Below are 23,551 nucleotides of genomic sequence, written 5' to 3'. Positions count from 1 at the left end.
GTTTCGCTTCAGGTTCGCTGCGCGGGGGCTACGATGCGCGCCCCGCCTTGAATTTCCACAGGCTGGCCAGCACGGTGGCCACGGCCTGGAACAGTTCGGCGGGAATCATGTCGCCGACTTCCACCGCTTTATACAAAGCCTGTGCCAGCGGCTTGTTCTCGCGGATGGGCACGCCGTGCTCGCGGGCCACTTCCTTGATCTTCTGGGCCAGGTTGTCCGCGCCCTTGGCCAGCACGATGGGCGCCGGGGCCTCGGTGGCGTCGTAGCGCAGGGCGATGGCGAAGTGGGTGGGGTTGGTGATGACCACGTCGGCCTTGGGCACGTCCTGCAACATGCGCTTGGCCATCATCTGCATCATCTTGCGGCGCTGCTGGGCGCGCACCACCGGGTCGCCCTCGGCCTGCTTGCGCTCGTCCTTGGTTTCGTCCTTGGTCATCTTCAGGTTTTCCTCATAGCTCCAGCGGGTATACCAGAAGTCCGCAATGGCTATGATGAACATGGGCACCAGGGCGTAGCGCACCATGTCCCATCCCGTTTTCAGCATGTACGCGCTGACCCCCTGGGCATCGGCGTAGTACAGGGGCAGAAAGTTGTGCATCTCGCGCCGGATGATGAGGTACGGCGCAACACCGATGAACAGGGCCTGCAACAGGCTCTTGCCCAGACGCATGAACGTTTCGGGAGAAACGAACATGCGCTTCAGCGCCGCAAGAATGTTGAAGCGCGACCAGTTGAACTTGAAGACCTCGGTGGTCCACAGCTTGCCCACCTGCAACCGCAGCACCAGCCACGCCGTGAACCCGATGAACAGCATGATGGGCAGCAGCATGGCCGCCAGTTCTCCGGCCAGCCACATGAGCAGCTTGATGATGTTCTGCTGGTTGGGGACGAACCCGAAGGCGTTGCCCAGGAAATGCCGGAACAGGGTCTGCATGTCCTTGGCCAGGAAGTCGATGTAGGACAAAAGGCCCACCGAGCCCGCCAGAATGGTCAGGGCCTTGGTGAGCTCTTGCGATTTCGGTACGTTGCCCTTGTTTCGGGCCTTGTTGCGACGTTTTGGCGTCGCTTTTTCGGTCTTGCTCGGATCGCGCTGCGCCATGGCAGCCCTCCGTCAGGGTTCCGTCCGCGCCCTTCCCTGCGTGCGGGGGTGGCGCGGCGCCCGGTCAACGGTTCAGAGGCTCAGCGGTTCAGCAGGGGGCTGGCGGCCTGCAACAGGTGCATCATCATGGGGTCCATGCCCACGATGAATTCGCGGATCTTGTCGGCCATGATGGTGAACAGCATGCCGATGAAGAAGAAGCCCACGGCGATCTTGAGCGGAAAGCCGATCATCAGCAGGTTCATCTGCGGGGCGGCGCGGGCCATGAGCGCCAGCGCCAGCTCCACCAGAAACAGCGAAACCAGCACCGGCGCGGCGATCTTGACGGCCAGCACGAACATGGAGCCGGACAGGGCCAGGACTTCCTTCACCAGCATGGGTGTAAGCAGCAGGCCCCCGGCGGGCACCAGTTCGAAGGTGCGCACGAAGGCCCGCAGCATGTACAGGTGCCCGTCCAGCACCAGAAAGCTGAGCATGGCCACCATGTACAGGAAATGCGAGGTGATGCTGACGTTGGCCCCCGTCAGCGGGTCGGCCAGGGTAATCATGGTGAAGCCCATCTGGGTGGCCAGCAGCTGGCCGCCGGTCTGGATGCCCGCGAACAGGAAATGCACGGTCATGCCCAGCATCAGGCCCATGATCAGCTCGCCCGCCAGCAGCACGATGAGCGAAAAGGGGTGCGTGGGCATCTGCCCGCCCGGCAGGGACACGTGCGGCCACAGCGCCAGGGTGAACACCAGGCACAACGCCGCCTTGACCTGCGTGGGCGCCGCCTCGCCCCCGAAGAAGGGCAGCAGGAACAGCACCAGGCTCACCCGCATGAAGGTGAGCAGGAAGCTGAGCATGGAGGCGACGTCGAAGGCGAAGATATCCATGCGCGCGGCACAGCAAGATGCGGGCCATGCAGCCGGGCCTGACGGGCAGCCGCCTTGGGCCGCAAGGCCCCGGCGGTTGCGGAAGGGGCTGGCGGGCAACGCGGCGATGCCCACGGCACGGGCACGGGAAGGTCCGGAAGCGGGCCATGGCCAAAAATCCGTCGCGGCGGGCCCGCCGCGCCACGCCCCGTTTCCGGCAACCGTGCTGGACACACGGACCCTTCGAAGGCATCCTGTGGGCATGCTCGGCACCCCCATGCGTTCCGGCGGGGTGCCCCAAGCCCTACGGTGAGACCATGCCCGACACACCAACGCCAGAGACATCAGCTACTTCCCGCTCCACCGGCAACTCCGCAGGTGCGGGCGATTCCGGCTCCCCTGTCCCGCCAGGCCGGTCCGGCCCGCCCGCCCAACCCGGCGGCGCGGCCTGCCCGGTGCCCCCGCGCGGCCTTGGCGACAAGCTGCTGTGCGCCGCCCTGCCCTTCGTGGAAAGCCTGCGCGGCTATTCCATGCAGGCGCTGCGGGCCGACGTGCTGGCCGCGCTGACCGTGGCCGTGGTGGCCCTGCCGCAGTCCATGGCCTATGCGGTCATTGCCGGGGTGCATCCCAAATACGGGCTGTACGCGGCCATCGTGCCGGTGATCGTGGCCGCGCTGTGGGGGGCATCGCGCTACCTCGTCGCGGGCCCCACCAACGCCATCGCCATGCTGCTCTTCGCCACCATGGCCGAAACCGTGGTCAACGGCGTGCCCCTGTCCGCCCTGCCGGAAGAGACGCGCATGGCCTACGTGTTCGGCGTGGCCATCCTGGCCGGGCTGTTGCAGGTGCTCATGGGCCTCGCCCGGCTGGGCGAACTGGTGCACTTCATCTCCCATTCGGTGATGGTGGGCTTTACCGCCGGGGCCGCCGTGCTCATTGCCGTGGGGCAACTCAAGAACCTGCTGGGCGTCAGCATCGGCAACGCACCCACGTTCGTGGAACTGGTGCTGTCCACCCTGCGCCACCTGCCCCAGACCAACCCGTGGGCGCTGGGCACGGGGCTGTTCGCCATGGCCGTGGCGTTGGGCATCGCGCGGGTGCACCGCCGCCTGCCCGCCGCGTTCCTGGCCGTGGCCGCATCGGGCGTGGCCGCGTGGGCGCTGGACCTTGGCGCGCACGGGGTGAAGGTGGTGGGGGCCATCCCCGCCGGGTTGCCGCCCTTTTCGCTGCCGCCCGCGCCCGACGCGCAGGTGATGCGCGACCTGTTCATGCCCGCCCTGGCCATTGCCCTGCTGGGCGTGGTGGAGGCGCTGTCCATCGCCAAGACCCTGGCGGGCGCGCGGGGCGAGCAGGTGGACGGCAGCCGCGAATTCGTGGCCCAGGGGCTGGCCAACATTGCCGCCGGGTTCTTTTCGGGCATTCCGGGCAGCGGCTCGTTCACCCGCAGCGCCGTCAATTTCGTGGCCGGGGCGCGCACCCGCTTCGCCGGGGCGCTTTCCGGGGTGATCACCCTGCTGGCGGTGCTGTTGCTGGCCCCGCTGGCCGCGTACATCCCCATTGCCGCGCTGGCGGGCATCCTGATGATCATCGCCTGGGGCATGGTCGACAAGCACGGCATTGCCCTGGCGCTGAAGGCCACCCGCGCCGACCGCACGGTGCTGCTGGCCACCTTTGCCGCCACCCTGTTGCTGGACCTGGAAAAGGCCGTGTTCGTGGGGGTGCTGCTTTCGCTGGTGCTGTTCCTGCGCAAGGTGTCGCACCCGCTGGTGACCCGCATGGACACCTGCGACAGCCCGGAATTGCAGGGCCTGCCCGCCGGGCCGTGCTGCCCCAACCTGGCCGTGTACTCCATTGAAGGCACGCTGTTCTTCGGTGCCGTGGACGAGTTGGAGCAGCGGCTGTACGAATACGAGGATTTCGGCCACCGCGCGGTGATCCTGCACCTGCGCCAGGTGCACTGGGTGGACGCCACCGGGGTGCACGCCTTCCAGCAGTTCCTGCGCAAGTGCCAGCGGCGCGGGGTGGCCCTGGTGCTGAGCGGGGTGAAGCCCGCCGTGCGCGCGGTGTTCGAGCGGTCCGGCCTTGTGCCGCAACTGGGCGCGGACAACATGGCGGAAACCCTGACCGATGCGCTGGCCCTGTGCTACCGCCGCTACCTCAAGGGGGCGGTGTGTGACGCCTGCAAGCAGTCCAACGAAGGGCGCTGCCGCCGCGAGCATCACGCCGGGGACAGTGGCAACGCCGATGCGGCGCGCGACCCGGACAACGGCGCGAAGGGCGCCACGGTTCCCGCCACCCTGCCGGATGCCCGCACGAACGCCCATGCGAGTCCGGGCCGTCCCGGCGGGGATGCCCGGACCAGTGAAGATGCCCGGACCAGTGGAGATGCCCGGAAATGAGCGAGCGCATCCGCCACGCTTCCGGCACTGCATCCACGGGACTGTCCGGCGGCCCGGGCGACCGTCAGGGAACCGGGCACGACCCGGAACGCGCGGCGCGCTTCCGACGGGCCCATCGGCCCGGCGACACGGTGCGCGGCACGTTCCTGCGCCCGGCGGCGCAGTCGGCGGCCTTTGCCGGGCCGGGAGCCAGCGCTGGCGGATTGGGCTGGGCCGACATCGAGGGGCAGACCCTGCTGGCCTCCATGCCCGCCTTTCCCCAGCCCGGCACGGAATTGCTGTTCCGGGTGGAGCGCACGGAGCCGGACATCGTGCTGCGCCTGCTGGCGGAAGGCGACGGCGCTGCCGTTGTGCCCCCCTCCCCCGCCCGGCTGGCGGCGGATTACGCCGCCGCGCGCGACCGGCTGGACGCCCGGCTGAGCAGCCGGAGGACCGGGGCGCCGTTCGCGGGATGGGGAGCCGAGACCGTGACGGACCCTGCGGTCGAACATCCCGGCACCGGGGAGCAGACCGCTCCCCGTCCCCCCTTCACCGCCGCCACCGCCGCCACCGCCGCCGCGCGCCATGCGGCCTTTGCGGCGCACATTGCCGACGACGCGGAAACCGCCGCGCTGTTCCTGGCCTGCCAGCGTGCCCGACTGGCCCTGCTGCCCGTGCTGCGCGCGGCGCATCCCGGCGTGATGCTGCTGCATCTGCCGTGGCTGTGCCCCACGGCCCGTGCCCTGGATTGCGCGATACTGCCGCCGCCACCGGAGGCCACGGGCGGCGGGCTGACCCGCATCCTGCTGGGCGGGGTGATCGGCCCGGCCTGTTCCCTCGACCCGCCGGACAACCCCATCGGCAGCGCCCCGTCCCTTGGCCCGTCCCTTGGCCCGTCCCTTGGCCCGTCCCTTGACGCTCCGGGGCGCTTCCTGCTGCACGGGCTGCTGCGGCCCGCCACGCCGCAGGCCCCGGCCCGTCTGGCCTTCCGGGTCATGGCGGAACATCCGGAAAATCTCGATGCGCTGCTGGAACCGCTGGTGACCGGGATGCACGCCGCCGACGCCCTGGAGACGGCCCTGCTGTCCACCGGCCCCCTGCCCCCCGGGCCGTCCGATCCGCTGGGGTTGCTGCTGGCCGCGCTGCACGGCGGGGCTGGCCTGTTGGCCTGACTCCGGGTACCGGCAACGTCCTTCCGGGAAGGCTCCGCCTCCCCGGCCCCCTCCGGCAAAGGGGCCGCGCCCCTTTGCAAACCCTTTCAGGGGGGAGCGCCGTATTCCGGAATGTGCCCGCCGTGGCCATTAATTTTCCGTCATTTCCGTGGGGTGCGGGGGGCGTTGCCCCCGACTCGGGGTGATGGCAAACCCGCCCCGGCGGGTTTTGCAAAGGCACGCTCACTCCGGCGCCATACGGCGGCAGTGAATGCCGCCAGCGCCTTCGTGCCGGGCTGCCGACAAACTGCGTTTACCAACAGCCTCGGACAGGGGGCGTTGCCCCCCGTCCGTCGACAGCGTACAAAACCCCTTCCCTATTCCCGGCTTTCCACGCCGCCCACTCCAACCCGTCACCCCGCATGACCGACACCGCATCCCCCGCCCCCCACCTTTTCCTGCCCCCGCCCCTGCGGGCCGACGCCCCGTGGCTGGCCCCCCTGGCCGGGTATTCCGACCTGCCCTTTCGCCTGCTGTGCCGCGAGCACGGCGCGGCGGCCTGCTGCACCGAAATGGTCAGCGCCAAGGGGCTGCTGTACCACAGCCCGGGCACCCGCGACCTGCTGGCCTCCACGCCTGAAGATGCACCGCTTGTCCTGCAACTTTTCGGGGCCGACGCGGGCATCATGCGCACGGTCATGCCGGGGCTGCTGGAGCAGGGCTTTCGCTGGTTCGACCTGAACATGGGATGTTCGGTGCCCAAGGTGGTCAAGACGGGTTGCGGCTCGGCCATGTCGCGCGACATGGACAACGCCCTGTCCGTGGCCCGCGCCATGGTGGAGGTGGCCGGTGAAGGCCGGGTGGGCTTCAAGATGCGGCTGGGCTGGCAGGCGGGCGAGGAAACCTGGCGCGAAATGGCCCTGCGGTTGCAAGACGCGGGCGCGGGGTGGATCACCCTGCACCCCCGCTTCGCGCGGCAGGGCTTTGGCGGCGAGGCGCGCTGGAGCGCCCTGCGCGAGCTTGCGGCCACGCTGACCATCCCGGTCATCGCCAGCGGCGACCTGTTCACGGCGGCGGACGCGGTGCGCTGCGTGCGCGAGACGGGCGTGGCCACGGTGATGTTCGCGCGGGGGGCCATGAACAACCCCGCCATCTTCGACGAATACCGGGTGCTGCTGGCCGGTGGCCAGCCCCCGCCGCCCGACGCTGACCGGCTGAAGGCGCTCATCCGCCGCCATCTTGAACTGGCCCTGGCCCACTCCGGCGAACGCACCGCCCTGCTCAAGATGCGCACCTTCGTGCCGCGCTACGTGCGCCACATTCCCGGCGTGCGGGCGCTGCGCAACCGGCTGGCCTCGTGCCTGGACCGCGACCTGCTGGAAGAACTGCTGGAAACCCACCTGACCCCGCAGGCGTTCGCGGAAGACGGCGCCGCCGACCAAGCCACCACCAACCCCGATGGAGAGGCCCGGCCATGAAAATCATTCGCGCCCGCACGGCGGGCTTCTGCATGGGGGTCAGCCTGGCCCTGCGCAAGCTGGACCGGGAAGTGACCGAAAACAACGCGCCCATCGCCACCCTGGGCCCCATCATCCACAACCCGCAGGTGATGGCCCACTACGAGGAGCGCGGGGTGCGCTGCCTGCGCGACACCGCCCAGGTGGTCCCCGGCCAGCGGGTGGTCATCCGCGCCCACGGCATTCCCGTGGCCGAGGAAACGGCCCTGAAGGCCACCGGCGCCTCGGTGGTGGACGCCACCTGTCCCAAGGTCAAGCGCGCCCAGCTGGGCATTGCCGAGGAACGGGGCCGGGGCGGCACCCTGCTGCTGTTCGGAGAGGCCGACCACCCGGAGGTGCGCGGCCTGCTCTCCTACGCCGGTGAAGGGGCCATGGTCTTCGGCTCGCTGGACGAACTGAAGGGACTGCCGCTGCGCGACGACGTGGCCTACTTCCTGGCCGCGCAGACCACCCAGGACCGCGAGGGCTTCGAAGACGTGGTGGCCTGGCTGCGGCAGCGCCTGGGCCACGACATCCCCGTGCTGCAAACCATCTGCGACGCCACCCGCAGGCGCCAGCAGGAGGCCGTGGACATTGCCCGGCGGGTGCAGGCCATGGTGGTGGTGGGCGGCTTCGACAGCGGCAACACCCGGCGGCTGGCCGACGTGGCCCGCGCGCAGGGGGTGTTCACCGTGCACGTGGAGACCGTGGACCAGCTTCCCGTGGACGAGTTGCGAAAAAAATCAGTCATCGGGCTAACGGCGGGGGCATCCACGCCGAAAAGTCTTATTGACGCCGTGCAGCGGTTTCTGGAATCCTTGTAATTCTGTTCCAAGGCGTTTCCGCCCGCCGAAACCGGCACGCCGCTTGCCGGCGGACCTGGTCGGGGCGGCGGCGAAAGCCCGCTGCGGAACCCAGCGCCCCGCACGTACCGAAAGACGCGACGCACCAACGGAGGGGACCATGTCCCAGACCAACATCCTGCTCGAAGCCGGGACCAACGAACTCGAGATCGTGGAATTCCACCTCGAGGAAAGCGCCACCGACCCCGCAACGCCCAATTATCGGGGCTACTACGGGGTCAACGTGGCCAAGGTTCTGGAAATCATCCGCATGCCCAAGGTCACGGGACTGCCCGAAGTGCAGCACCCCTCGGTGCTGGGGGCGTTCAACCTGCGTTCGCACATCATCCCGCTGGTGGACCTCAGCCAGTGGCTGGGCAAGCAGCGCGCCGAAAGCGAACCGCCCAAGGTCATCGTCACCGAATTCAACAACGTGACCACGGCGTTCATGGTCTCCGGCGTCAACCGCATCCACCGCATCAGCTGGGAGGAAGTGGAGCCGCCGAACAGATACGTGGCGGCGCTGTCCAACAACTCCATCACCGGCGTGGTCAAGCTGGAGGGGCGGATCATCTTCATCCTGGACCTGGAGAAGATCGTGGCCGACCTGAACCCCCAACTGGGCCTGCGCCTGGACGAGGCCGTGGACTGGTCGGCCAACACCCGCTACCGCGCCCTCATCGCCGACGACTCGGGCCTGATCCGCGAAATGCTGAAGGACCTGATGCAGAAGGCCAACTTCGAGGTGGAGGCCGTGAACAACGGTCGCGAGGCCTGGGAGCGGCTGGTGGAACTGAAGCACAAGGCCGAGCAGGAGGCCCGCCCGGTCACCGACTACGTGCAGGTGCTGGTTTCCGACATCGAGATGCCCAGCATGGACGGCCACAACCTGTGCAAGCAGGTCAAGGAAGACCCGGCCCTGAAGAAGCTGCCGGTGGTGCTGTTCTCGTCGCTGATCACCGACAAGCTGCGCCACAAGGGCGACTCGGTGGGGGCCGACGACCAGATTTCCAAGCCCGAGGTCACGGCGCTGGCCAAGCGGTGTCTGGCGCTCATCGAAGCGGCCAAGTAGCCGGCGGGATACTGAATTGTACGACACCCCGGGGGGCGGTGCGCCATGCGGCGTGCCGCCCCTCTTCGTTGGACGCTGTTCGCCGGACGCCGTTGGCTGTACACTGGCCCCGGTGACCCCGATGCCCCGCTGGCCCCGGATCGACCGAGGGGCAAGGATCAACCTTCGGGCAGACACCGGGCGGGCCGAAACTGGCCGGGCCTGCCTGAGTCGGGCCGAGTCAGGCCGGAATCAGCGGTTCAGGCCGGATATCATTGGATCGGGCCGAATCTCGACGAGACAGGCCGTGTCTCGCCGGGACAGGCCGGAACCGGCGCGCGTTGGCCAGAACTGGCCGGAGCTGACCGGAACCGGCGCGAACAGCCACACCCACCAACAGCGTCCACCTCTTGCCGGGAAACGAGCACACCATGTTCATCCTGAACCACGAGGACAGCGCCCCGCTGTACGTGCAGTTGTACACCCAGATCAGGGACCGCGTGCTGACGGGCGAACTGCCCGCAGGAACCCGTCTGCCTTCCGTCCGGCACCTGGCCGACGAGCTTGGCGTCAGCCGCAACACGGTGGATACCGCCTACCTGGAGCTGATCGCCGAAGGGTTTCTGCTCACCCGGCCCAGAAGCGGCTTTTTCGTGGCGCCCGTGGAGCGGCACCAGGCATTCCGCGCGGGCATGCCGCCCGCGCCCGCCGCTGCCGGCGCTGGCCCCCGCCACCACCCGACCACATCTGACGCCCTTGGCGGGTCCGGCACCGCTGGCGTCCCTGGCACACCTGACGTCACAGGCACACCTGACGTCACTGGCGCCGCGCACGACAGGTCACACCACAGGGAGCATGGTAGGGCGCAGGGTGGGGCGCACGGCGGGGTGCATGACGGAGTGCATGGGGCGGCAGCGCCCGCCCCGTACCGGTTCGACTTTCACCCCGCCCGGCTGGACCCGGCGAGCTTTCCCCTGCCCCTGTGGCGCGCCTATACTCTGGAATGCCTGCGCGAAGCCCCCCGCGAGCTTGCCGAATACAACCACCCGCAAGGCGATCCGGAACTGCGCCGGGCCATCGGCGACTATCTGCAACGCTCGCGCGGGGTGGTCTGCACCCCGGACCGCGTGGTCGTCTGCGCCGGGTTGCAGCACAGTCTGGAAATCGTGGCGGACATCATGATGGACGCCTCGCCGAACGCCGGTGTGGGCGCGGTATCGGGCGCGGTGGCGGGCGCCAATCCCGCAAGGCCGCTGGTGGTCGGGGTGGAGAACCCCGGCTATCCCCTGCCGCGTGCCGTGTTCCGCAACCGGGGCATTGCGGTGGTTCCCGTGCCCGTGGGGCCGGAGGGCATGGACGTGGACGCCCTTGCGCAAAGCCGCTGCACGCTGGCCTACGTCACGCCGTCGCACCAGTTTCCCCTGGGGCACGTGATGCCGGTGCGCAACAGGCTGCGGCTCATCCAATGGGCCAATGCGGGCGGCAACGTCATCATCGAGGACGACTACGACAGCGAACTGCGCTACGCGGGCACGCCGGTGCCCTGCATGCAGGGGCTGCACCCAGGGGACGCGGGCAGGCAGGCCGGACCTGACAATCCAGCCGGATCAGACAAGCCGGACAGGCCAGCCGGGCCAGCCGGGCCAGCCAGTTCTGACGGGCTGGACGGGGCCGTGGTCTACACGGGCACCTTTTCCAAGATCCTCTCCCCGGCCCTGCGCATGAGCTACATGGTGCTGCCGCCCGCGCTGCTTCAGGTCTACCGGCAACGCCACCGCCACCACCACGCCATGGTCCCCCTGCTGGAGCAGCGGGTGCTGGCCCGGTTCATGGCGCGCGGGCACTGGGACCGCCACGTGCGGCGCATGCGCACGGTATACCGGCAGCGCCACGACGCCATGCTGCGCGCCATCGACACCCACTTCGGCGGGCGGGCCACCGTGATCGGACAGGGGGCGGGGCTGCACGTGGTGGTCCGGCTGCACGGCACGGATGCCGACGAGCGGGAACTGGCCCTGCTGGCCGGGCGCGCGGGCATCCGCCTGCTGCCCTTCTCCGAAACCCGGCTGGCGGACAGCCCCGAAGCCTTCCGGGGTGGCCCACCTGCCAGTCCTCCTGCCAGCGCTCCCCACGGGTACGGAAGCACGTCCCATGACGGCCCCCTGCTGCTGCTCGGCTTCGGCGGCATGCCCCCCGACGAACTGGAACAGGGCGTGGCGCAACTGCACCGCGCCTGCTTTCCCCGCGCCCGATGAAACGGCACGGGGCCGGGCGATGTACGCCCGGCCCCACCGGAATAATCATCTGTCCGGGCTCGCCGCCTGACCGGGGCAAGCGCCTCGTGCAGGCCGCCAATCAGTCCAGTCGGCCCTTCAGGCAGACGCGGCCCGCCTACAGGGTCTGCTCCGCCGACGCCACGGTGATCACCAGGGCCGCGCGGGCCCACTTGAACCGGGCGATGGCCTCGAACTCCGGCCCATCGGTGCGGAACGCCGCAGAACCACGGATCAGGAAGCCCGTGCCCGGCCCGTTGCGGCCCGCGACCTTGCGACTGCCCAGAGTCATCAGCACCCGTTCGTCGCGGGCAACGTTGGCCTCGGTCTTGTGCATGCCCCCCACGGGCACCACGATGCGGTTGCCGTCCAGCACCTTGAGGTAGCTGTTCCAGGTGTTGACGAGATGCGGTCCGTCCTCGCCCTGGGTGGCGATGGCCACGACCCCTTCGTTCTTCAGCACTTCGAAAAATGTATCCGGCAGCATTTTGCCATCCTCCGTACGGTGTGTGCGTCACGCGGCGCGGCCCGGCCAACCCGGCGAAAGACTCCGGCTGGCGGGGCCAGCCGGGTCTGCCAGACGGGCGTATCGGGCGTGCCTGTCAGGCGGATTTGCCTGGCGGGTTTGCCAGTCAATCCGACTGTCATGCCTACCCTTGTACGGGAAAACGAAAGACGGAACAGGTGCAGTTTCCGAAAATCCGGCGGGGGCAGATGCCCGGCACCCAATGGCACCGGATTCGGCCTGTGCGGGTCAGGGCAGATCGCCCTCGCCCACCTGCCAGCGGCCCGTCCAGTCCGGCAGGGCCGTGAAGCGTTCGCCGTCGGGCAGGGTCAGGCGTACGGCGTGCAGCAGCATGCCCTGGCCACAGGCGGGCCCACCGTACTTGCGGTCACCCATGATGGGGTGCCCCCGCTCCGCAAGCTGCACCCGGATCTGGTGGGTGCGTCCGGTGTGCAACCGCACCAGCAGCAGAGACGCCCCATCGCCGCGCCGCAGGGGGGTGACGGTGCAGGCGGCGTGGCGGCCAGCGTCAGCACCGGCGGCGGCATGGGCCGCGTCCGTACCAAACGCCACGCGAACCGCGTCAGTAGCAGAGGCCGCGCGAGGCACGGAACCGTCCCCGCCCACCCGGCGCACCTTCTGGCGGCCCGGAGCGCCCTGCTTCTCCAGCCGGTCATGCAGGGTCAGCGCGCCCTCGTGGGGCCAGCGCCCCGCCACCCAGGCCAGGTATTCCTTCACCAGCCCTTCGCGCGCCGCAAAGGCGTCGGACAGCGCCCGCAGCCGGGCATAACTGGTGGCCACCAGCAGCAGGCCCGAGGTGTCGCGGTCCAGCCGGTGAGCGGGCGTGGGCAGAAAGTCCGCCCCGGCGTACTGCGCCGCAAGCCGGGCGGTAACGCAATCGTCGTGGCCGGTGCCCGGCTGCACCGCCAGCCCGGCGGGCTTCAGCAGCACCAGCAGCCCTTCGGCGCGGCCCGCCACGGGCAAGGGTGATGCCTGAAATTCCGGGCGCGCGCCGCATGCCCGTGGACCTGGTGCCGCCGCGCTTCCCGCCGCTCCCGTACCACAGGCCGCGCCCTCACCCGGTTCGGGGTCAAGGGGACACGGTCCCCTTGCGGGGCGCGGGGCGGAGCCCCGCTCTTTGCCTCCGCCCGCATTCGCCGACGCATCCCGCGCCGCTTCCTGCCCTGCATCCGGCGCACTTCTCCCGACAACCGGGTCCCCCTCTCCGCCCGCCAGGGCAAAAGGAGGCACCCGCACCACGTCGCCCTCGGCCACGCGGTCGAAGGGCTTGCAGCGCCCCCCGTTGATGCGCACCTGCCCGGTGCGCACCCAGCGCTGGATGGCCGACTGCGGCGCGCCGCAGCGCCGTTGCAGGTACTGCACCAGCTTCTGCCCGGCCTCTGCGGCGGTGACCACGAGCGGTTCTGCCATGACGTGGGGTCCGTGCGTTGAGGGTTGCGTGAAGGGATGGCCCGTGCGCGCCAAAGGGATCGGCCACCGCGAGGCCGCGGGGGCATGCCAGCCCCTGCGGGCCCTGTCTGTACACTATGTGGCCGCGTTGCAGGCGCACCGTGCGGAACGCTCAGTCGCCGGGCAGGGCGTCCTTCGGTACGAGAACGCCCGGCGGGTGCGTGGGCATCCCGCCGGGCGTGGTCATCGGGCGAACTGGGGGCGAACCGGAGACGAACCGGGGCAAGGGGCCGCTTCCCTCTGGGGGAAGGCTGGCCCGGTGACCGGCTACTGCTGTTCGTTCTCGGTCTTGTCCGGCGCCGTGTTGGGGTCGGCCTTGGACAGGTCGAGGGGGTAGGCCAGCAGCATGGTCTTGCGGCTTTCCAGTCCCAGGGCGCCAGGGTGGGTGTTCACGCACAGCACGATGTCGGTCACGCCGTCGTTGTTGAAGTCGCCCACGGTGAAGTCGGCCACGGAGCCCTTGATGCGGCGGGTCTTCCATTGCAGGTTCAGGCCCACGCCGTCCCAGTACAGGGCGTGGATTTCACCCTGCGGGAAGAAGCGGTAACGCTCGAAGAACTGCGCGGCGGTGGAGATGGGCCGGTTGACCAGCAGCTCCCAGTTGTCGTCGCGGTCCAGGTTCACGGCGTACATGCGCAGCGGCACGAAGTAGATGTTCTTCAGCTGCACGCGGTCCTTGCCAAGACCCGGCATGGAGGGTTCCTCGGGAATGCCCTTGGACGAACCGGAGTAGTTCTCGTCGGTTTCGGACAGGCGGGCGCCGCGGTCGGTATGCACGCGCAGCCGCTCGTTTTCGGTAAGGACCACGCACTTGTCGCCTTCACCCTTGCTGCCGGGCAGGTAGGTGAAGTTGAACACGTTGGTGGCTTCCGGCAGGTCCAGGCGCTTGCCCGTGACCAGCTGGTCGCCGGACTTCAGCATTTCGTACACGCCGGGCTTGAACAGGCGGGGGTTGTCGCCGCGCTGGCCGATGAGCGTGGGAATGTAGTCCGGGGGCAGCTTTTCCACGTTCAGGTAGAAGCGCACCCGGCGCATAACTTCGGTGAACTGGCCGCCCTTCCAGTTGAGGATGAACGCTTCCGGTTCGCCATCGTTGTTGTAAGCGCTGACGACGATTTCCTTCACGCCGTCGCGGTTCCAGTCGATGGTGCGGATGTTCAGGCATTCCACCAGGCCCGGCGAACGGTATTCGCCCATGGGCACCAGACGGCCGTTGTCCCAGCGGTAGGCGTAGACGGCGTGGTCGTCCAGCATGAGGACTTCGTTCTTGCCGTCGCCGTCAAGGTCGTCCACCACCATGCCGACGGCCGAATAGTTCAGCGCCTGGCTGCGGATGCGGCTGTCGCCCTCCGGCGAGCCCGCGTAGCGGAACTGCGGGTTCAGATAGACCTGCTGGGGCTGCGTTTCGTTGTGCACCAGCTCGGGGTTCATCTGGTTGACCGCCTTGGGCGCGGCGTTGGCGGGGCCACCTTCGCCGGGGCGCTTGAACACCTCGGCGTTGATGGAATCGGCCACGCCCTTCAAGGCGGGGATGAGCCCGGCCACCTTGGCGTTGGCCGACTTGGGCCATTCCTTGCCGTCACGGTCGCGCACGCGCACGTCCAGACTGCAATCCTCCCCCACCACGGTCACGCTGCCCCACACGGCATAGTCCGCACCCAGCGAGGCCTGGGCGGCCCTGGCCTGGGTTTCGGTTTCCGGCGGGTTGACCTTGGCGGAGGCTTCCTTGGAAACGGGATGGAAGTTGTCCTTCCAGTACAGACGCGAAGTGAGCATCTCGGGGATGGCCCGTTCGAGATACTTGTAGCCAGCGGGGCCGTTGACCTTGAACGGCAGCACGGCGAAGCTCTTGGGGGCCGGTGCGGCCATGGCGGTGGCGGCGGAAAGCAGCAGGGCAAGCACGAGCGCCGCCGAGCGCATGAGCAGTTGCATCAGGTTCTCCTTGGTTCAAGGGCGCATCCCCGCGCGCATCCCGGAAGGGGAAGGGGGATTGCCTTGGCGCTGAACGCTCTCATAATATCTCTTGATGGCCGAAGCAACCATAAGGTAGGAGCGGCGCTGTGCCGTCCGCCTCCGGTCGCATCCGCGCATCCGGCGGGGGAAGGGGCGAAAGGCGAGATGCCGCGCCCAAGGCGGAGACGCCGGTGCCAGCCGGACCGCGCCTCACGGGCTCCGCCAGGCCGCGCCGGACCACGCCGGACCAGGCCGGACCGTATCGGTCCGTATCGGACCGCGTCGAACCGGGCCGGGCTCCGCAGGCCCGCGGGCGGCGCGGCATCCACCGTCCGGGCACCGCGCCGGTATCGTCGCGGGCACACCGGCCCGCACGCGTCGGCACGGCACGGTGCCCGCCACAATGCCCCGCTTCTGTTGCCCCCGTGTGTCCGGCTCGTTTCCCCAAGTATCACGGCGTGCCGACGCGCAGCCATCATCAATCACATTTCCCCCTACGCCATGACCGCACCCGCCGCCCGCTCCTTCCGCATCGTGTGCCCGCCCGCGCAGGTGCCCCTGGTAGAGGACCTGCTCCGCGCCCAGGGCTACGGCTTCGACCCGGAGCCGTTCTCCCCGTGGTGCCGCCGCCTCACCGAAGAGCCGCGCCCCCTTGGCGGCAGCCTGGCAGCCTTCTTCGGGCTGATCTACATCCAGGACCGCTCGTCCATGCTGCCCCCGCTGGCGCTGGCCCCGGAAACCGGAGCCGCCGTGCTGGACATGTGCGCAAGCCCCGGCAGCAAGACCGGGTTCCTGGCCCAGCTGGTGGGTCCGCACGGGCTGGTGGTGGGCAACGAACCCAACCACACCCGCCTGGCCACCCTGCGCCAGAACCTGTTCACGCTGAACCTGCTCAACGCGGCCACCTGCTCGCACCCCGGCGAAGCGCTGCCCCTGCCCGACGGTTCGTGGATGCGCATCCAGCTGGATCCGCCGTGCTCCGGCTGGGGCACGGTGGAACGCAACCCCTCGGTGCTCAAGCTGTGGCAGGGTGACAAGGTCAAGCCGCTCATCGGCATCCAGCGGCTGCTGCTGGCCGAGGCCGCGCGGCTGCTGGCCCCCGGCGGGCGGGTGGTGTTTTCCACCTGCACCACCAACGTGCACGAGAACGAGGCCCAGGTGCTGTACGCCCGCGACGAGCTGGGGCTGGAACTCGTGCCGCTGGCCCCGCCGCCGGGCTTCGTGTTTGCCGAGCCGGAACTGCCCGGCTGCGAGGGCTCCCTGCGGGTGGACCCGGAACGCTCGGGCGCGCAGGGCTTCTTCATCGCCTGCCTGCGCAAGCCCGGCCCCAAGGGGACGGACGACGACGCGGGCCCCCTGGCCCTGTGCCCGCCCCTGTCAGACGCCGATCGGGTGCGCGCCGACGCCCAGCCCGCCACGGTCTGGCCCGACACCGGACTGGACCCGGCCCTGCTGCCCGACGGCGTGGTGGCGCCCTTTGGCGACACCGCCTACTTCCTGCCCCGGCCCGCGCTGGAACGGCTGCCCGCCGCATTGCGGTGGCGCGGCTACCCGCTGGGCAAGTGGGGCAAGGACGGCATCCGCCCCTCGCCCCGGCTGCGCGCCCTGATGCCGTACCCCCCACATCCCGCAGACCCCACCGGGCAGGGCAGGCAGGACGGGTCAGGCGCAGGGGACGACGTCGCCCTGCTGCACATGGACGACCCGGCGGACATCGCCGGGGTGCTCACCGGACGCAGCATCGACGCCCCCCGCAACGCCACCGCCGCCCTGCTGTACTGGCGCGGCCTGCCCCTGGCCCGGCTGCGCGTGAAGGGCGGGCGGGCCCTGTGGGCCGAGCGCTAGGCCGTCCTGCTTCCGGAACAGCCCAGAACGGCGCACGCGAAAAAGGGCGCACCACGCGCCCCGTTCAGCTCCCTGTTCCGCGTCCTGTTCAGCCCCTGCGTTTCCCACGCACCCCGGCCCATTCCGCAACATCAAACCGCAATGCCGCACGCGGCGCACCCCTGTGCGTCCTGCCCTTCACCGCAGGCGGCCATGGCTCATGTCATGTGTTTGGGGCGCAGGCGGCGGGGCCCACGGCCAGGATGCATTCGTTGCGCAGGTCGGGCTTGTTGTAGGCCAGCGGCGTGCCGTCCAGCAGGGTGACCATGCCACCCGCCCCTTCCAGCAGCGCCTGTCCCGGCGCGGTATCCCATTCCCAGGTGGGGTGCATGCACGGAAAGACGTGCGCCGCCCCCTCCGCCACCAGGCAGAATTTCAGCGGCCCGCCCGCCTGCATGCGCCGGTGCGGAAACAGCCCGGCGCGCAGCCTGTCCTGCGCCGCCGTGTCGGGCGGCATGGGCACGGGCGCGGGCGCGCCGGGACGCCCCGGAAACGCCGCCGAACAGATATCCGCATGGGCGGCCAGAAAGGCGTCCAGCCGGGGGGTGCGGCGCACCCGCCCCTGCATCACCGTGGCCCGTTGCGGAAACGTGCGCGCCGCGTGCACCGGTTCCGGCGGGGCGTCGTGCTCCAGTCGCCACGCGCCGCAGCCACGCCCGCCGAACCAGGTCACCCCCAGCGCGGGAAAGTGCAGGATGCCCACCGTGGGGGAGCCGTGTTCCACCAGGGCCAGGCACACCGCAAAATCCCCTTCGCCGTTCAGAAAGCCGCGCGTGCCGTCCAGCGGGTCCACCAGCAGAAAGCGCGGCCAGCCCGCGCGCTCCGCGTGCGGGGGAATGCGCCCTTCCTCGGACAGCACGGGCAGGTCCGGCCGCAGACGGGCCAGCCCGTGGGCCAACACGGCCTGCGAGGCCTCGTCCGCCTCTGTGACCGGAGAATCGTCGGCCTTGCGGCGGATGCGCGGCGCGGCGCCGCCGCACCAGTGCAGGATGGCCCGGCCCGCCTCCATCACCAGGGGCAGCAGGTCGCGCAGGGGAAAGGACGCGGCGGAGGGCCGAGCGACGGAGGTTGCGGCGGGAGACCCGTCAGCCTGGTCTGCGGGATCGACCATGCCCGCAAGATCGGCCAAGGCGGGGGGATCGGCGCAGCGGCCCCAAGACACGGAAGGCGCATCCGGCGACGCACCCGGCGCCCCGCGTTCCGCGGCACGGCCCCGTGCGTCCGCGCCGTTGCGGCATTCCTTGCGTCCATCCCGCTTCCCGTCGGCCATCACCCCTCCGCATGCATGGGCATTTTCAGGATTTCATGCTACAGGGCGGCCATGCGCCCCGCACACTCCGCCGACATGAACCGGCGCGCGCACCCTGCCAGCATTGCCACCGCCGCTCCGCACCCCGCCGGAATGCGCGGCGCGCCGCATTGCGCCCGTCCGCACGGCCACGGCCCCGCCGGTCGACTGGCGGACAGCCGGGCCTTCGCCCGCGCCACCGCACGCCGGACCGCGCTGGCCGTCCTGCTGCTGTCCGTTGTGGCACTTGCGGGCTGCGCGGGCAAGCAGCAGATCGCCATCCCCCAGGAAACACCGCAACAGGTCCGTCAGCAGGCCCCTGCCGCGCCGTCGCAGGCCTTGGTGCGCACCGCTCGCTCCGCCCTGGGAGTGCCCTATCGCAACGGCGGACGCACCCCGACGGAGGGGTTCGACTGTTCGGGCTTCGTGTGGTGGACGTTCTATCAACACGGGGTGAACCTGCCGCGCACCACGGAAGAACAGGCCGCCTGCGGCAGCCCGGTGCCCCCCGGCCACGAACTGCGCCCCGCCGACATCATCGTGTTCCGCACCGGGTCCGGCCCGCTGGGCCTGCACACGGCCATCTACACCGGGGGCGGGCAGTTCGTGCATAGCCCGAAGCCCGGCGGCACGGTGCGCGAGGAAAGCCTGACCGTACACTACTGGCAGCGCGCCTTCATTGCCGCGCGGCGCATCCTGCGCCCGGCGGACCAGCCTGCCGCCAGCCAGCCCTGAATCCGGCCGCGCCATCCCGGTTCGCTCGTCTTGGCCCGCTCGTCTTGGCCCGTCCCTACCCTCCTACCCGCCCGGACCGCTGAACGCGGCTCGGTCCCCCCGGCCCGCCCCCCCGTCTCCGCTGATGAGCCCGATCCCGACGCATCGTGCGCCCCGCGCTTGCGCAGCCACCGCCGCCCATCGGAACATCACGCATCGGCGCAGCCCCCCTCCCGCGCCGCACGCCCGCCCAAAAAGAAAACGGCCGCACCCCGAAGGATGCGGCCGTTCGCGTCCGGACGCGTGAATGCTACTTGTTCAGGCCATCCACAAGGGTCTTGGCGGCCATGAACTTCACGGCCTTGCGGGCCGGAATGGAAATGCTCTGACCGGTCTGGGGGTTCCGGCCCGTGCGGGCGGCCCGCTCGGTGACCGAGAACGCGCCCACGCCGGGCAGACGCACGCCTGCGCCGTTGGCAACGCCATCGGCGAGCACGCTGCAGAACGCGTCATACGCCTTTTCGGCGCTCACCTTGGTCACGAACACATCGGGCAGCGCCTCTTTGAGGGCGGCAACAAATTCAGCCTTGGTCAACATCAGGATGTCCTCCTTGCGCTATGCGGATTTCCCCCCGTAACCAAACCACGGTCAGCATGTCCCACCCTATGCAGTGACCTTGTTTTCTTGTCAATCGTTTCACGCCCCGCAAACCAAGGATACACGCGGTTTTCCTCCACTGCCCCCCGGTCTGTTGCGCTTGGTTCGCATTGCGTATAGGAGAAATGATGCACACGGCCCCAGAGCAACAGGCATTGCGCCCCCACAGGGCCGCGCATCCGCCACAACGCCACGGGAGCACACCATGCCAAGCCCCCCGCCGCGCGATTCCGCACAGTCCGCGCCGCCCTCTGACGACGGCCTGCTGACCATCGCAGACATCGCCCGCCGCCTTGCCCTGCCGGAATCCACCGCGCGCTACTACTGCAAGCGTTTTGCGGCATTCATGCCCACCGTGGGCGATGGGCGCCGCCGCCGCTACCGCGCGGAGACCCTGGCCATCATCGAAGCCATCATCGAGGCCATGCACACCGCCCGCACCGCCAGCGCGGTGGAGGCAATCCTGGCCCGGCGCTTTCCCCGCAATGCCGCCACCCAGCCTGCCCCGTCCCGCGGCAGCACTGCGGACGGTTCTTCCGCAACAACAGCCACCGCAAGCGCGGCATCGCACCCGGTACGGCCGGTTCCCGTGGCGGACGCCTCCCCCTCTGTTCCGCCAGTGCCCATGGGCGGCGTGGAACCAGGGCATGCGCTGTACGCGCTCATCGAGCACCAGACCCGCGCCCTGGACACCATTGCCGCAGCCCTGTCCACCCTGGCGGCCCGGCAGTCGGCCATCGACCTTCTGGCCGACCTGGCCCGCACCGCCGAAGGCGAGGTGGGCTCCATCCGCAAGGATGTGGAAACCCTGCGCCTGTTGCTTGATTCCTCCGAAAAGATTCACCAGCAGGACCTGGACCAGTTGCGCGACTGGCTGGGCCGGGTCATTGCCGACCGGCGGCAACGGGTGCGCGACCAGGCATAGTCGGCCAATCGCCCAGCCACGCAGCCTCACCGTCGCACAGCCACGCAGCCGTACTGCCGCACAAGCGCTCGGCACGCGGGCACGCGGCCCCTGCGCCCCGGGCACTGCCTCCTCCTTGCCCCGTCGCACGCGGCGCAGGCGCGCCCAGCATGCCGTGCCGCCGACAGCTCCGTTGCGCACAGGCGCCACGCATCCGCCATGCCCTCCGCACAAGGCCCGCCCACGCGCAGCCCCACAGCCCACCCGCCCTGCTCCCCGGCCTGACAGCGTCTACCGCTTCTGCGGCCATGCCCCCTTCGTTTTCCCCACCCGCCGATTGGCGGCATCTTTTTTTCCGCCCGTGATTACGGACCATTAAGCCGTATTACGAAATCGCATCGAAATGTATTTCGATGCGTGCGGCCTGTACCCGCGCCACGTTGGCGTTTTCACCGACTGACTGTGGAAAAAATCTAGAGTCTGGATTTTCTCGCCGGGCCGGGTTACACCACGGATTGGTCACAATTGTGCTCACTAAAAAAATAGCCTTGCATTGCAACACATTATAAAAATACCACCGGAAAACAGCCACATGACAGCGCCAGCTAACCAGCCCCTGCCCACCCCGCCCGCCATGCCCGAAACCCTGCCCGACGTGGCCCTGAACCCCAACGCCAAGGTCGTGCTGGCCAAGCGGTACTATCGCAAGGGCCCCGACGGACAGCCCTACGAGGACGCCCGCGCGCTGTTCTGGCGCATTGCCGGAGCCATTGCCGCCGAAGAAGGCAAGTACAAGAAGTCTCCCTACAAGACGGACGCGCTGGCCCGCGAGTTCTACGACCTGATGACCGGCTGGAAGTTCCTGCCCAACTCGCCCACCCTGATGAACGCAGGCACCGACCTTGGCCAGCTTTCCGCCTGCTTCGTGCTGCCCGTGGGCGACTCCATCGAGGAAATCTTCGATGCCGTGAAGCACGCCGCCATGATCCACAAATCCGGCGGCGGCACGGGCTTTTCCTTCTCGCGCCTGCGGCCCAAGGAGGCGCGCGTGGGCTCCACCGGCGGGGTGGCCTCCGGCCCGGTGTCCTTCCTGCGCATCTTCAACACCGCCACCGAACAGATCAAGCAGGGCGGCACCCGGCGCGGGGCCAACATGGGCATCCTGCGCATCGACCACCCGGACATCATCGAGTTCATCCGCGCCAAAGAGCGCGACGGCGAATTCAACAACTTCAACCTGTCAGTGGGGCTGACCGAGGCCTTCATGAAGGCCGTGGAGGCCGACGAGGAATACGACCTGGTCGCTCCGCACACCGGGCAGGTGCGCGAACGCCTGAAGGCCCGCAAGGTCTTCGAGATGCTGGTGCAGAAGGCCTGGGAAAGCGGTGATCCGGGCATCGTGTTCCTGGACCGCATCAACCGCGACAACCCCACCCCGAAGCAGGGCGAGATCGAATCCACCAACCCCTGCGGCGAACAGCCGCTGCTGCCCTACGAGGCCTGCAACCTGGGGTCCATCAACCTTTCCGCGTTCTTCGTGCCCGGCACGGCCACCGCTCGCGAAGGCGGCCTGCCCCATCCCTCGCCGGAAAAGGCCATCGACTGGGCGGACCTGAAGCGGGTCATCCACCTGGGCGTGCGCTTTCTGGACAACGTCATCGACGCCTCGCGCTTTCCGCTGGAGCGCATTACCGAAACCGTGCACCGCAACCGCAAGATCGGCCTCGGCGTCATGGGCTGGGCCGACCTGCTCTACCAGCTGGGCATTCCCTACGACAGCCAGGAGGCCATCGGCCTTGGCGAACGGATGATGCAGTTCGTGCAGGACGAGGGCCGCGCCGCCTCCAAGGTGCTGGCCAAGGAGCGCGGGCCCTTCCCGGCCTTTGCGGAATCGACCTTTGCCGAACGCGACATGGGCCCCTACCGCAACGCCACGGTGACCACCATCGCGCCCACCGGCACCCTGTCCATCATCGCCGGGTGCTCGTCGGGCATCGAGCCGCTGTTCGCGCTGTGCTTCTCGCGCAACGTCATGGACGGCGAGCGGCTGGTGGAGGTGAACCCCCATTTCGAGGCGGCCCTGCGCGACACCGGCAGCCACAGCAAGAAGCTGATGGAGGCCGTGGCCGAAAAGGGTTCCATCCAGGCCATGGACCACCTGCCCGAAGACCTGCGCCGGGTGTACGTGACCGCCATGGACATCGCCCCGGTGTGGCACCTGCGCATGCAGGCCGCCTTCCAGAAATACACCGACAACGCCGTGTCCAAGACCGTGAACCTGCCCAACTCGGCCAGCATCGACGACATCCGGGCCATCTACTGGATGGCCTACGAGCAGGGCTGCAAGGGCGTCACCGTGTACCGCGACGGCTGCAAGGCCGTGCAGGTGCTGTGCACCGGCGAGGGCGAAAAGAAGGACGAGGGCAAGGACGACGGCGACCACAAGAGCGCCGTGCGCCAGCGCCCGGACATCGTCTACGGCTTCACCCAGAAGGTGCCCACGGGCCTGGGGGCCATGTACCTGACCGTCAACGAAGCCAACGGCAAGCCCTTCGAGGTGTTCGCCACCATCGGCAAGTCGGGCCGGTCCATCACCGCCAAGGCCGAGGCCATCGGTCGCCTGGTGTCGCTGGCCCTGCGCTCCGGCGTGGAAGTGCGCGACATCGTCCAGCAGCTCAAGGGCATTGGCGGCGAACACCCGGTGTTCCAGAAGAAGGGCCTCTTGCTGTCCATCCCCGACGCCATCTCGTGGGTGCTGGAAAACCGCTACCTGAAGGGCGAACTGCCCCCCCACGGCCCGGTGAACGAACTGGACAAGCAGCGCTGCCCCGATTGCGGCGAAGACCTGGTGTTCCAGGAAGGCTGCTACATCTGCCCCGGCTGCGGCTTCACCAAGTGCGGGTAGGGTAAGACTGTCGGAAAATCCCGTTTTCGCGGGGGAGGGACCCTTTTGAAAAAGGGTCTCCTCCCCCGCACCCCCACCCCCCAAAACTTTTCATTTGATACGCCACCATCCGCCCGAAATCCTCGC

The 23,551-nt window shown here is 69.1% G+C and carries 17 protein-coding genes; 10 read left to right on the top strand and 7 right to left on the bottom strand.

Going from position 1 to position 23,551, the window contains the following annotated elements:
- Positions 1-28: 28 nt before the first annotated feature.
- Both flhB and fliR read right to left on the bottom strand, forming a co-directional pair.
- Positions 29-1,099, bottom strand: coding sequence for a flagellar biosynthesis protein FlhB (flhB, locus tag K6142_RS15180; RefSeq protein ID WP_190245322.1), 1,071 nt, complete (start codon positions 1,097-1,099; stop codon positions 29-31).
- An 80-nt stretch (positions 1,100-1,179) separates the two neighbouring features.
- Positions 1,180-1,974: a flagellar biosynthetic protein FliR gene (fliR, locus tag K6142_RS15175; RefSeq protein ID WP_190245321.1), complete on the bottom strand. Its 795-nt coding sequence runs from the start codon at positions 1,972-1,974 to the stop codon at positions 1,180-1,182.
- A 296-nt stretch (positions 1,975-2,270) separates the two neighbouring features.
- Here fliR and K6142_RS15170 point away from each other — a divergent pair, with 296 nt between their 5' ends.
- The 6 genes from K6142_RS15170 to K6142_RS15145 all read left to right on the top strand — a co-directional run bounded on the left by K6142_RS15170 (position 2,271) and on the right by K6142_RS15145 (position 11,126).
- On the top strand, positions 2,271-4,352 hold the full coding sequence (locus K6142_RS15170; RefSeq protein ID WP_223290395.1) for a SulP family inorganic anion transporter: 2,082 nt from the start codon (positions 2,271-2,273) through the stop codon (positions 4,350-4,352).
- Positions 4,349-5,503: a hypothetical protein gene (locus K6142_RS15165; protein ID WP_190245319.1), complete on the top strand. Its 1,155-nt coding sequence runs from the start codon at positions 4,349-4,351 to the stop codon at positions 5,501-5,503. Before K6142_RS15170 ends, K6142_RS15165 begins: the two co-directional genes overlap by 4 nt.
- 401 nt (positions 5,504-5,904) lie before the next feature.
- The gene (locus K6142_RS15160; protein WP_190245318.1) at positions 5,905-6,960 is read left to right on the top strand and encodes a tRNA dihydrouridine synthase; all 1,056 of its coding nucleotides are present in this window, start codon (positions 5,905-5,907) and stop codon (positions 6,958-6,960) included.
- The gene (gene ispH, locus K6142_RS15155; RefSeq protein WP_190245317.1) at positions 6,957-7,802 is read left to right on the top strand and encodes a 4-hydroxy-3-methylbut-2-enyl diphosphate reductase; all 846 of its coding nucleotides are present in this window, start codon (positions 6,957-6,959) and stop codon (positions 7,800-7,802) included. Before K6142_RS15160 ends, ispH begins: the two co-directional genes overlap by 4 nt.
- 139 nt (positions 7,803-7,941) lie before the next feature.
- Complete coding sequence (locus K6142_RS15150; RefSeq protein ID WP_190245316.1) at positions 7,942-8,892, top strand: chemotaxis protein; 951 nt, start codon at positions 7,942-7,944, stop codon at positions 8,890-8,892.
- A 410-nt stretch (positions 8,893-9,302) separates the two neighbouring features.
- A complete protein-coding gene (locus tag K6142_RS15145; protein WP_190245315.1) occupies positions 9,303-11,126 on the top strand; it encodes a PLP-dependent aminotransferase family protein in 1,824 nt (607 codons plus the stop codon).
- A 136-nt stretch (positions 11,127-11,262) separates the two neighbouring features.
- Here the strand turns inward: K6142_RS15145 and K6142_RS15140 are convergent, their stop codons facing one another.
- The 3 genes from K6142_RS15140 to K6142_RS15130 all read right to left on the bottom strand — a co-directional run bounded on the left by K6142_RS15140 (position 11,263) and on the right by K6142_RS15130 (position 15,051).
- The gene (locus K6142_RS15140; RefSeq protein ID WP_190245314.1) at positions 11,263-11,631 is read right to left on the bottom strand and encodes a pyridoxamine 5'-phosphate oxidase family protein; all 369 of its coding nucleotides are present in this window, start codon (positions 11,629-11,631) and stop codon (positions 11,263-11,265) included.
- Between the two features lie 267 nt (positions 11,632-11,898).
- Positions 11,899-13,080 carry an RluA family pseudouridine synthase gene (locus K6142_RS15135; protein WP_190245313.1) on the bottom strand — a complete coding sequence of 394 codons (1,182 nt, stop codon included), beginning with the start codon at positions 13,078-13,080 and terminating at the stop codon, positions 11,899-11,901.
- A 306-nt stretch (positions 13,081-13,386) separates the two neighbouring features.
- On the bottom strand, positions 13,387-15,051 hold the full coding sequence (locus K6142_RS15130; RefSeq protein WP_190245312.1) for an FG-GAP repeat domain-containing protein: 1,665 nt from the start codon (positions 15,049-15,051) through the stop codon (positions 13,387-13,389).
- A gap of 522 nt (positions 15,052-15,573) precedes the next feature.
- Here K6142_RS15130 and K6142_RS15125 point away from each other — a divergent pair.
- On the top strand, positions 15,574-16,917 hold the full coding sequence (locus tag K6142_RS15125; RefSeq protein WP_190246077.1) for an RsmB/NOP family class I SAM-dependent RNA methyltransferase: 1,344 nt from the start codon (positions 15,574-15,576) through the stop codon (positions 16,915-16,917).
- Positions 16,918-17,119: 202 nt separating this feature from the next.
- Here the strand turns inward: K6142_RS15125 and K6142_RS15120 are convergent, their stop codons facing one another.
- The gene (locus K6142_RS15120) at positions 17,120-18,118 is read right to left on the bottom strand and encodes a 3'(2'),5'-bisphosphate nucleotidase CysQ (protein ID WP_223380926.1); all 999 of its coding nucleotides are present in this window, start codon (positions 18,116-18,118) and stop codon (positions 17,120-17,122) included.
- A gap of 159 nt (positions 18,119-18,277) precedes the next feature.
- Between K6142_RS15120 and K6142_RS15115 the strand changes: the two genes are divergently transcribed.
- Positions 18,278-18,979 (top strand): C40 family peptidase, encoded by a 702-nt coding sequence (locus K6142_RS15115; RefSeq protein ID WP_223380925.1) that lies wholly within the window; start codon positions 18,278-18,280, stop codon positions 18,977-18,979.
- A 289-nt stretch (positions 18,980-19,268) separates the two neighbouring features.
- Here K6142_RS15115 and K6142_RS15110 read toward each other — a convergent pair whose 3' ends face one another.
- A complete protein-coding gene (locus tag K6142_RS15110) occupies positions 19,269-19,556 on the bottom strand; it encodes an HU family DNA-binding protein (protein WP_012613145.1) in 288 nt (95 codons plus the stop codon).
- A 265-nt stretch (positions 19,557-19,821) separates the two neighbouring features.
- Between K6142_RS15110 and K6142_RS15105 the strand changes: the two genes are divergently transcribed.
- Both K6142_RS15105 and K6142_RS15100 read left to right on the top strand, forming a co-directional pair.
- Positions 19,822-20,541 (top strand): MerR family transcriptional regulator, encoded by a 720-nt coding sequence (locus K6142_RS15105; RefSeq protein ID WP_190245860.1) that lies wholly within the window; start codon positions 19,822-19,824, stop codon positions 20,539-20,541.
- Between the two features lie 571 nt (positions 20,542-21,112).
- Positions 21,113-23,425 carry a vitamin B12-dependent ribonucleotide reductase gene (locus tag K6142_RS15100; protein WP_223290460.1) on the top strand — a complete coding sequence of 771 codons (2,313 nt, stop codon included), beginning with the start codon at positions 21,113-21,115 and terminating at the stop codon, positions 23,423-23,425.
- The last annotated feature ends 126 nt before the right edge of the window (positions 23,426-23,551 follow it).

Origin of the sequence: Nitratidesulfovibrio sp. SRB-5 (assembly GCF_019931275.1) — a bacterium.
GTDB lineage: Bacteria > Desulfobacterota > Desulfovibrionia > Desulfovibrionales > Desulfovibrionaceae > Cupidesulfovibrio.
The sequence above is the reverse complement of the archived record's forward strand: the minus strand, read 5'-3'. Positions and strand labels throughout refer to the sequence as shown.

What these genes read in the sequence shown, in the direction of transcription:
- flhB (WP_190245322.1), bottom strand. Translation starts at nt 1,099, where the DNA reads ATGGCGCAGCGCGATCCGAGCAAGACCGAAAAAGCGACGCCAAAACGT.
- fliR (WP_190245321.1), bottom strand. Translation starts at nt 1,974, where the DNA reads ATGGATATCTTCGCCTTCGACGTCGCCTCCATGCTCAGCTTCCTGCTC.
- K6142_RS15170 (WP_223290395.1), top strand. Translation starts at nt 2,271, where the DNA reads ATGCCCGACACACCAACGCCAGAGACATCAGCTACTTCCCGCTCCACC.
- K6142_RS15165 (WP_190245319.1), top strand. Translation starts at nt 4,349, where the DNA reads ATGAGCGAGCGCATCCGCCACGCTTCCGGCACTGCATCCACGGGACTG.
- K6142_RS15160 (WP_190245318.1), top strand. Translation starts at nt 5,905, where the DNA reads ATGACCGACACCGCATCCCCCGCCCCCCACCTTTTCCTGCCCCCGCCC.
- ispH (WP_190245317.1), top strand. Translation starts at nt 6,957, where the DNA reads ATGAAAATCATTCGCGCCCGCACGGCGGGCTTCTGCATGGGGGTCAGC.
- K6142_RS15150 (WP_190245316.1), top strand. Translation starts at nt 7,942, where the DNA reads ATGTCCCAGACCAACATCCTGCTCGAAGCCGGGACCAACGAACTCGAG.
- K6142_RS15145 (WP_190245315.1), top strand. Translation starts at nt 9,303, where the DNA reads ATGTTCATCCTGAACCACGAGGACAGCGCCCCGCTGTACGTGCAGTTG.
- K6142_RS15140 (WP_190245314.1), bottom strand. Translation starts at nt 11,631, where the DNA reads ATGCTGCCGGATACATTTTTCGAAGTGCTGAAGAACGAAGGGGTCGTG.
- K6142_RS15135 (WP_190245313.1), bottom strand. Translation starts at nt 13,080, where the DNA reads ATGGCAGAACCGCTCGTGGTCACCGCCGCAGAGGCCGGGCAGAAGCTG.
- K6142_RS15130 (WP_190245312.1), bottom strand. Translation starts at nt 15,051, where the DNA reads ATGCAACTGCTCATGCGCTCGGCGGCGCTCGTGCTTGCCCTGCTGCTT.
- K6142_RS15125 (WP_190246077.1), top strand. Translation starts at nt 15,574, where the DNA reads ATGACCGCACCCGCCGCCCGCTCCTTCCGCATCGTGTGCCCGCCCGCG.
- K6142_RS15115 (WP_223380925.1), top strand. Translation starts at nt 18,278, where the DNA reads ATGCGCCCCGCACACTCCGCCGACATGAACCGGCGCGCGCACCCTGCC.
- K6142_RS15110 (WP_012613145.1), bottom strand. Translation starts at nt 19,556, where the DNA reads ATGTTGACCAAGGCTGAATTTGTTGCCGCCCTCAAAGAGGCGCTGCCC.
- K6142_RS15105 (WP_190245860.1), top strand. Translation starts at nt 19,822, where the DNA reads ATGCCAAGCCCCCCGCCGCGCGATTCCGCACAGTCCGCGCCGCCCTCT.
- K6142_RS15100 (WP_223290460.1), top strand. Translation starts at nt 21,113, where the DNA reads ATGACAGCGCCAGCTAACCAGCCCCTGCCCACCCCGCCCGCCATGCCC.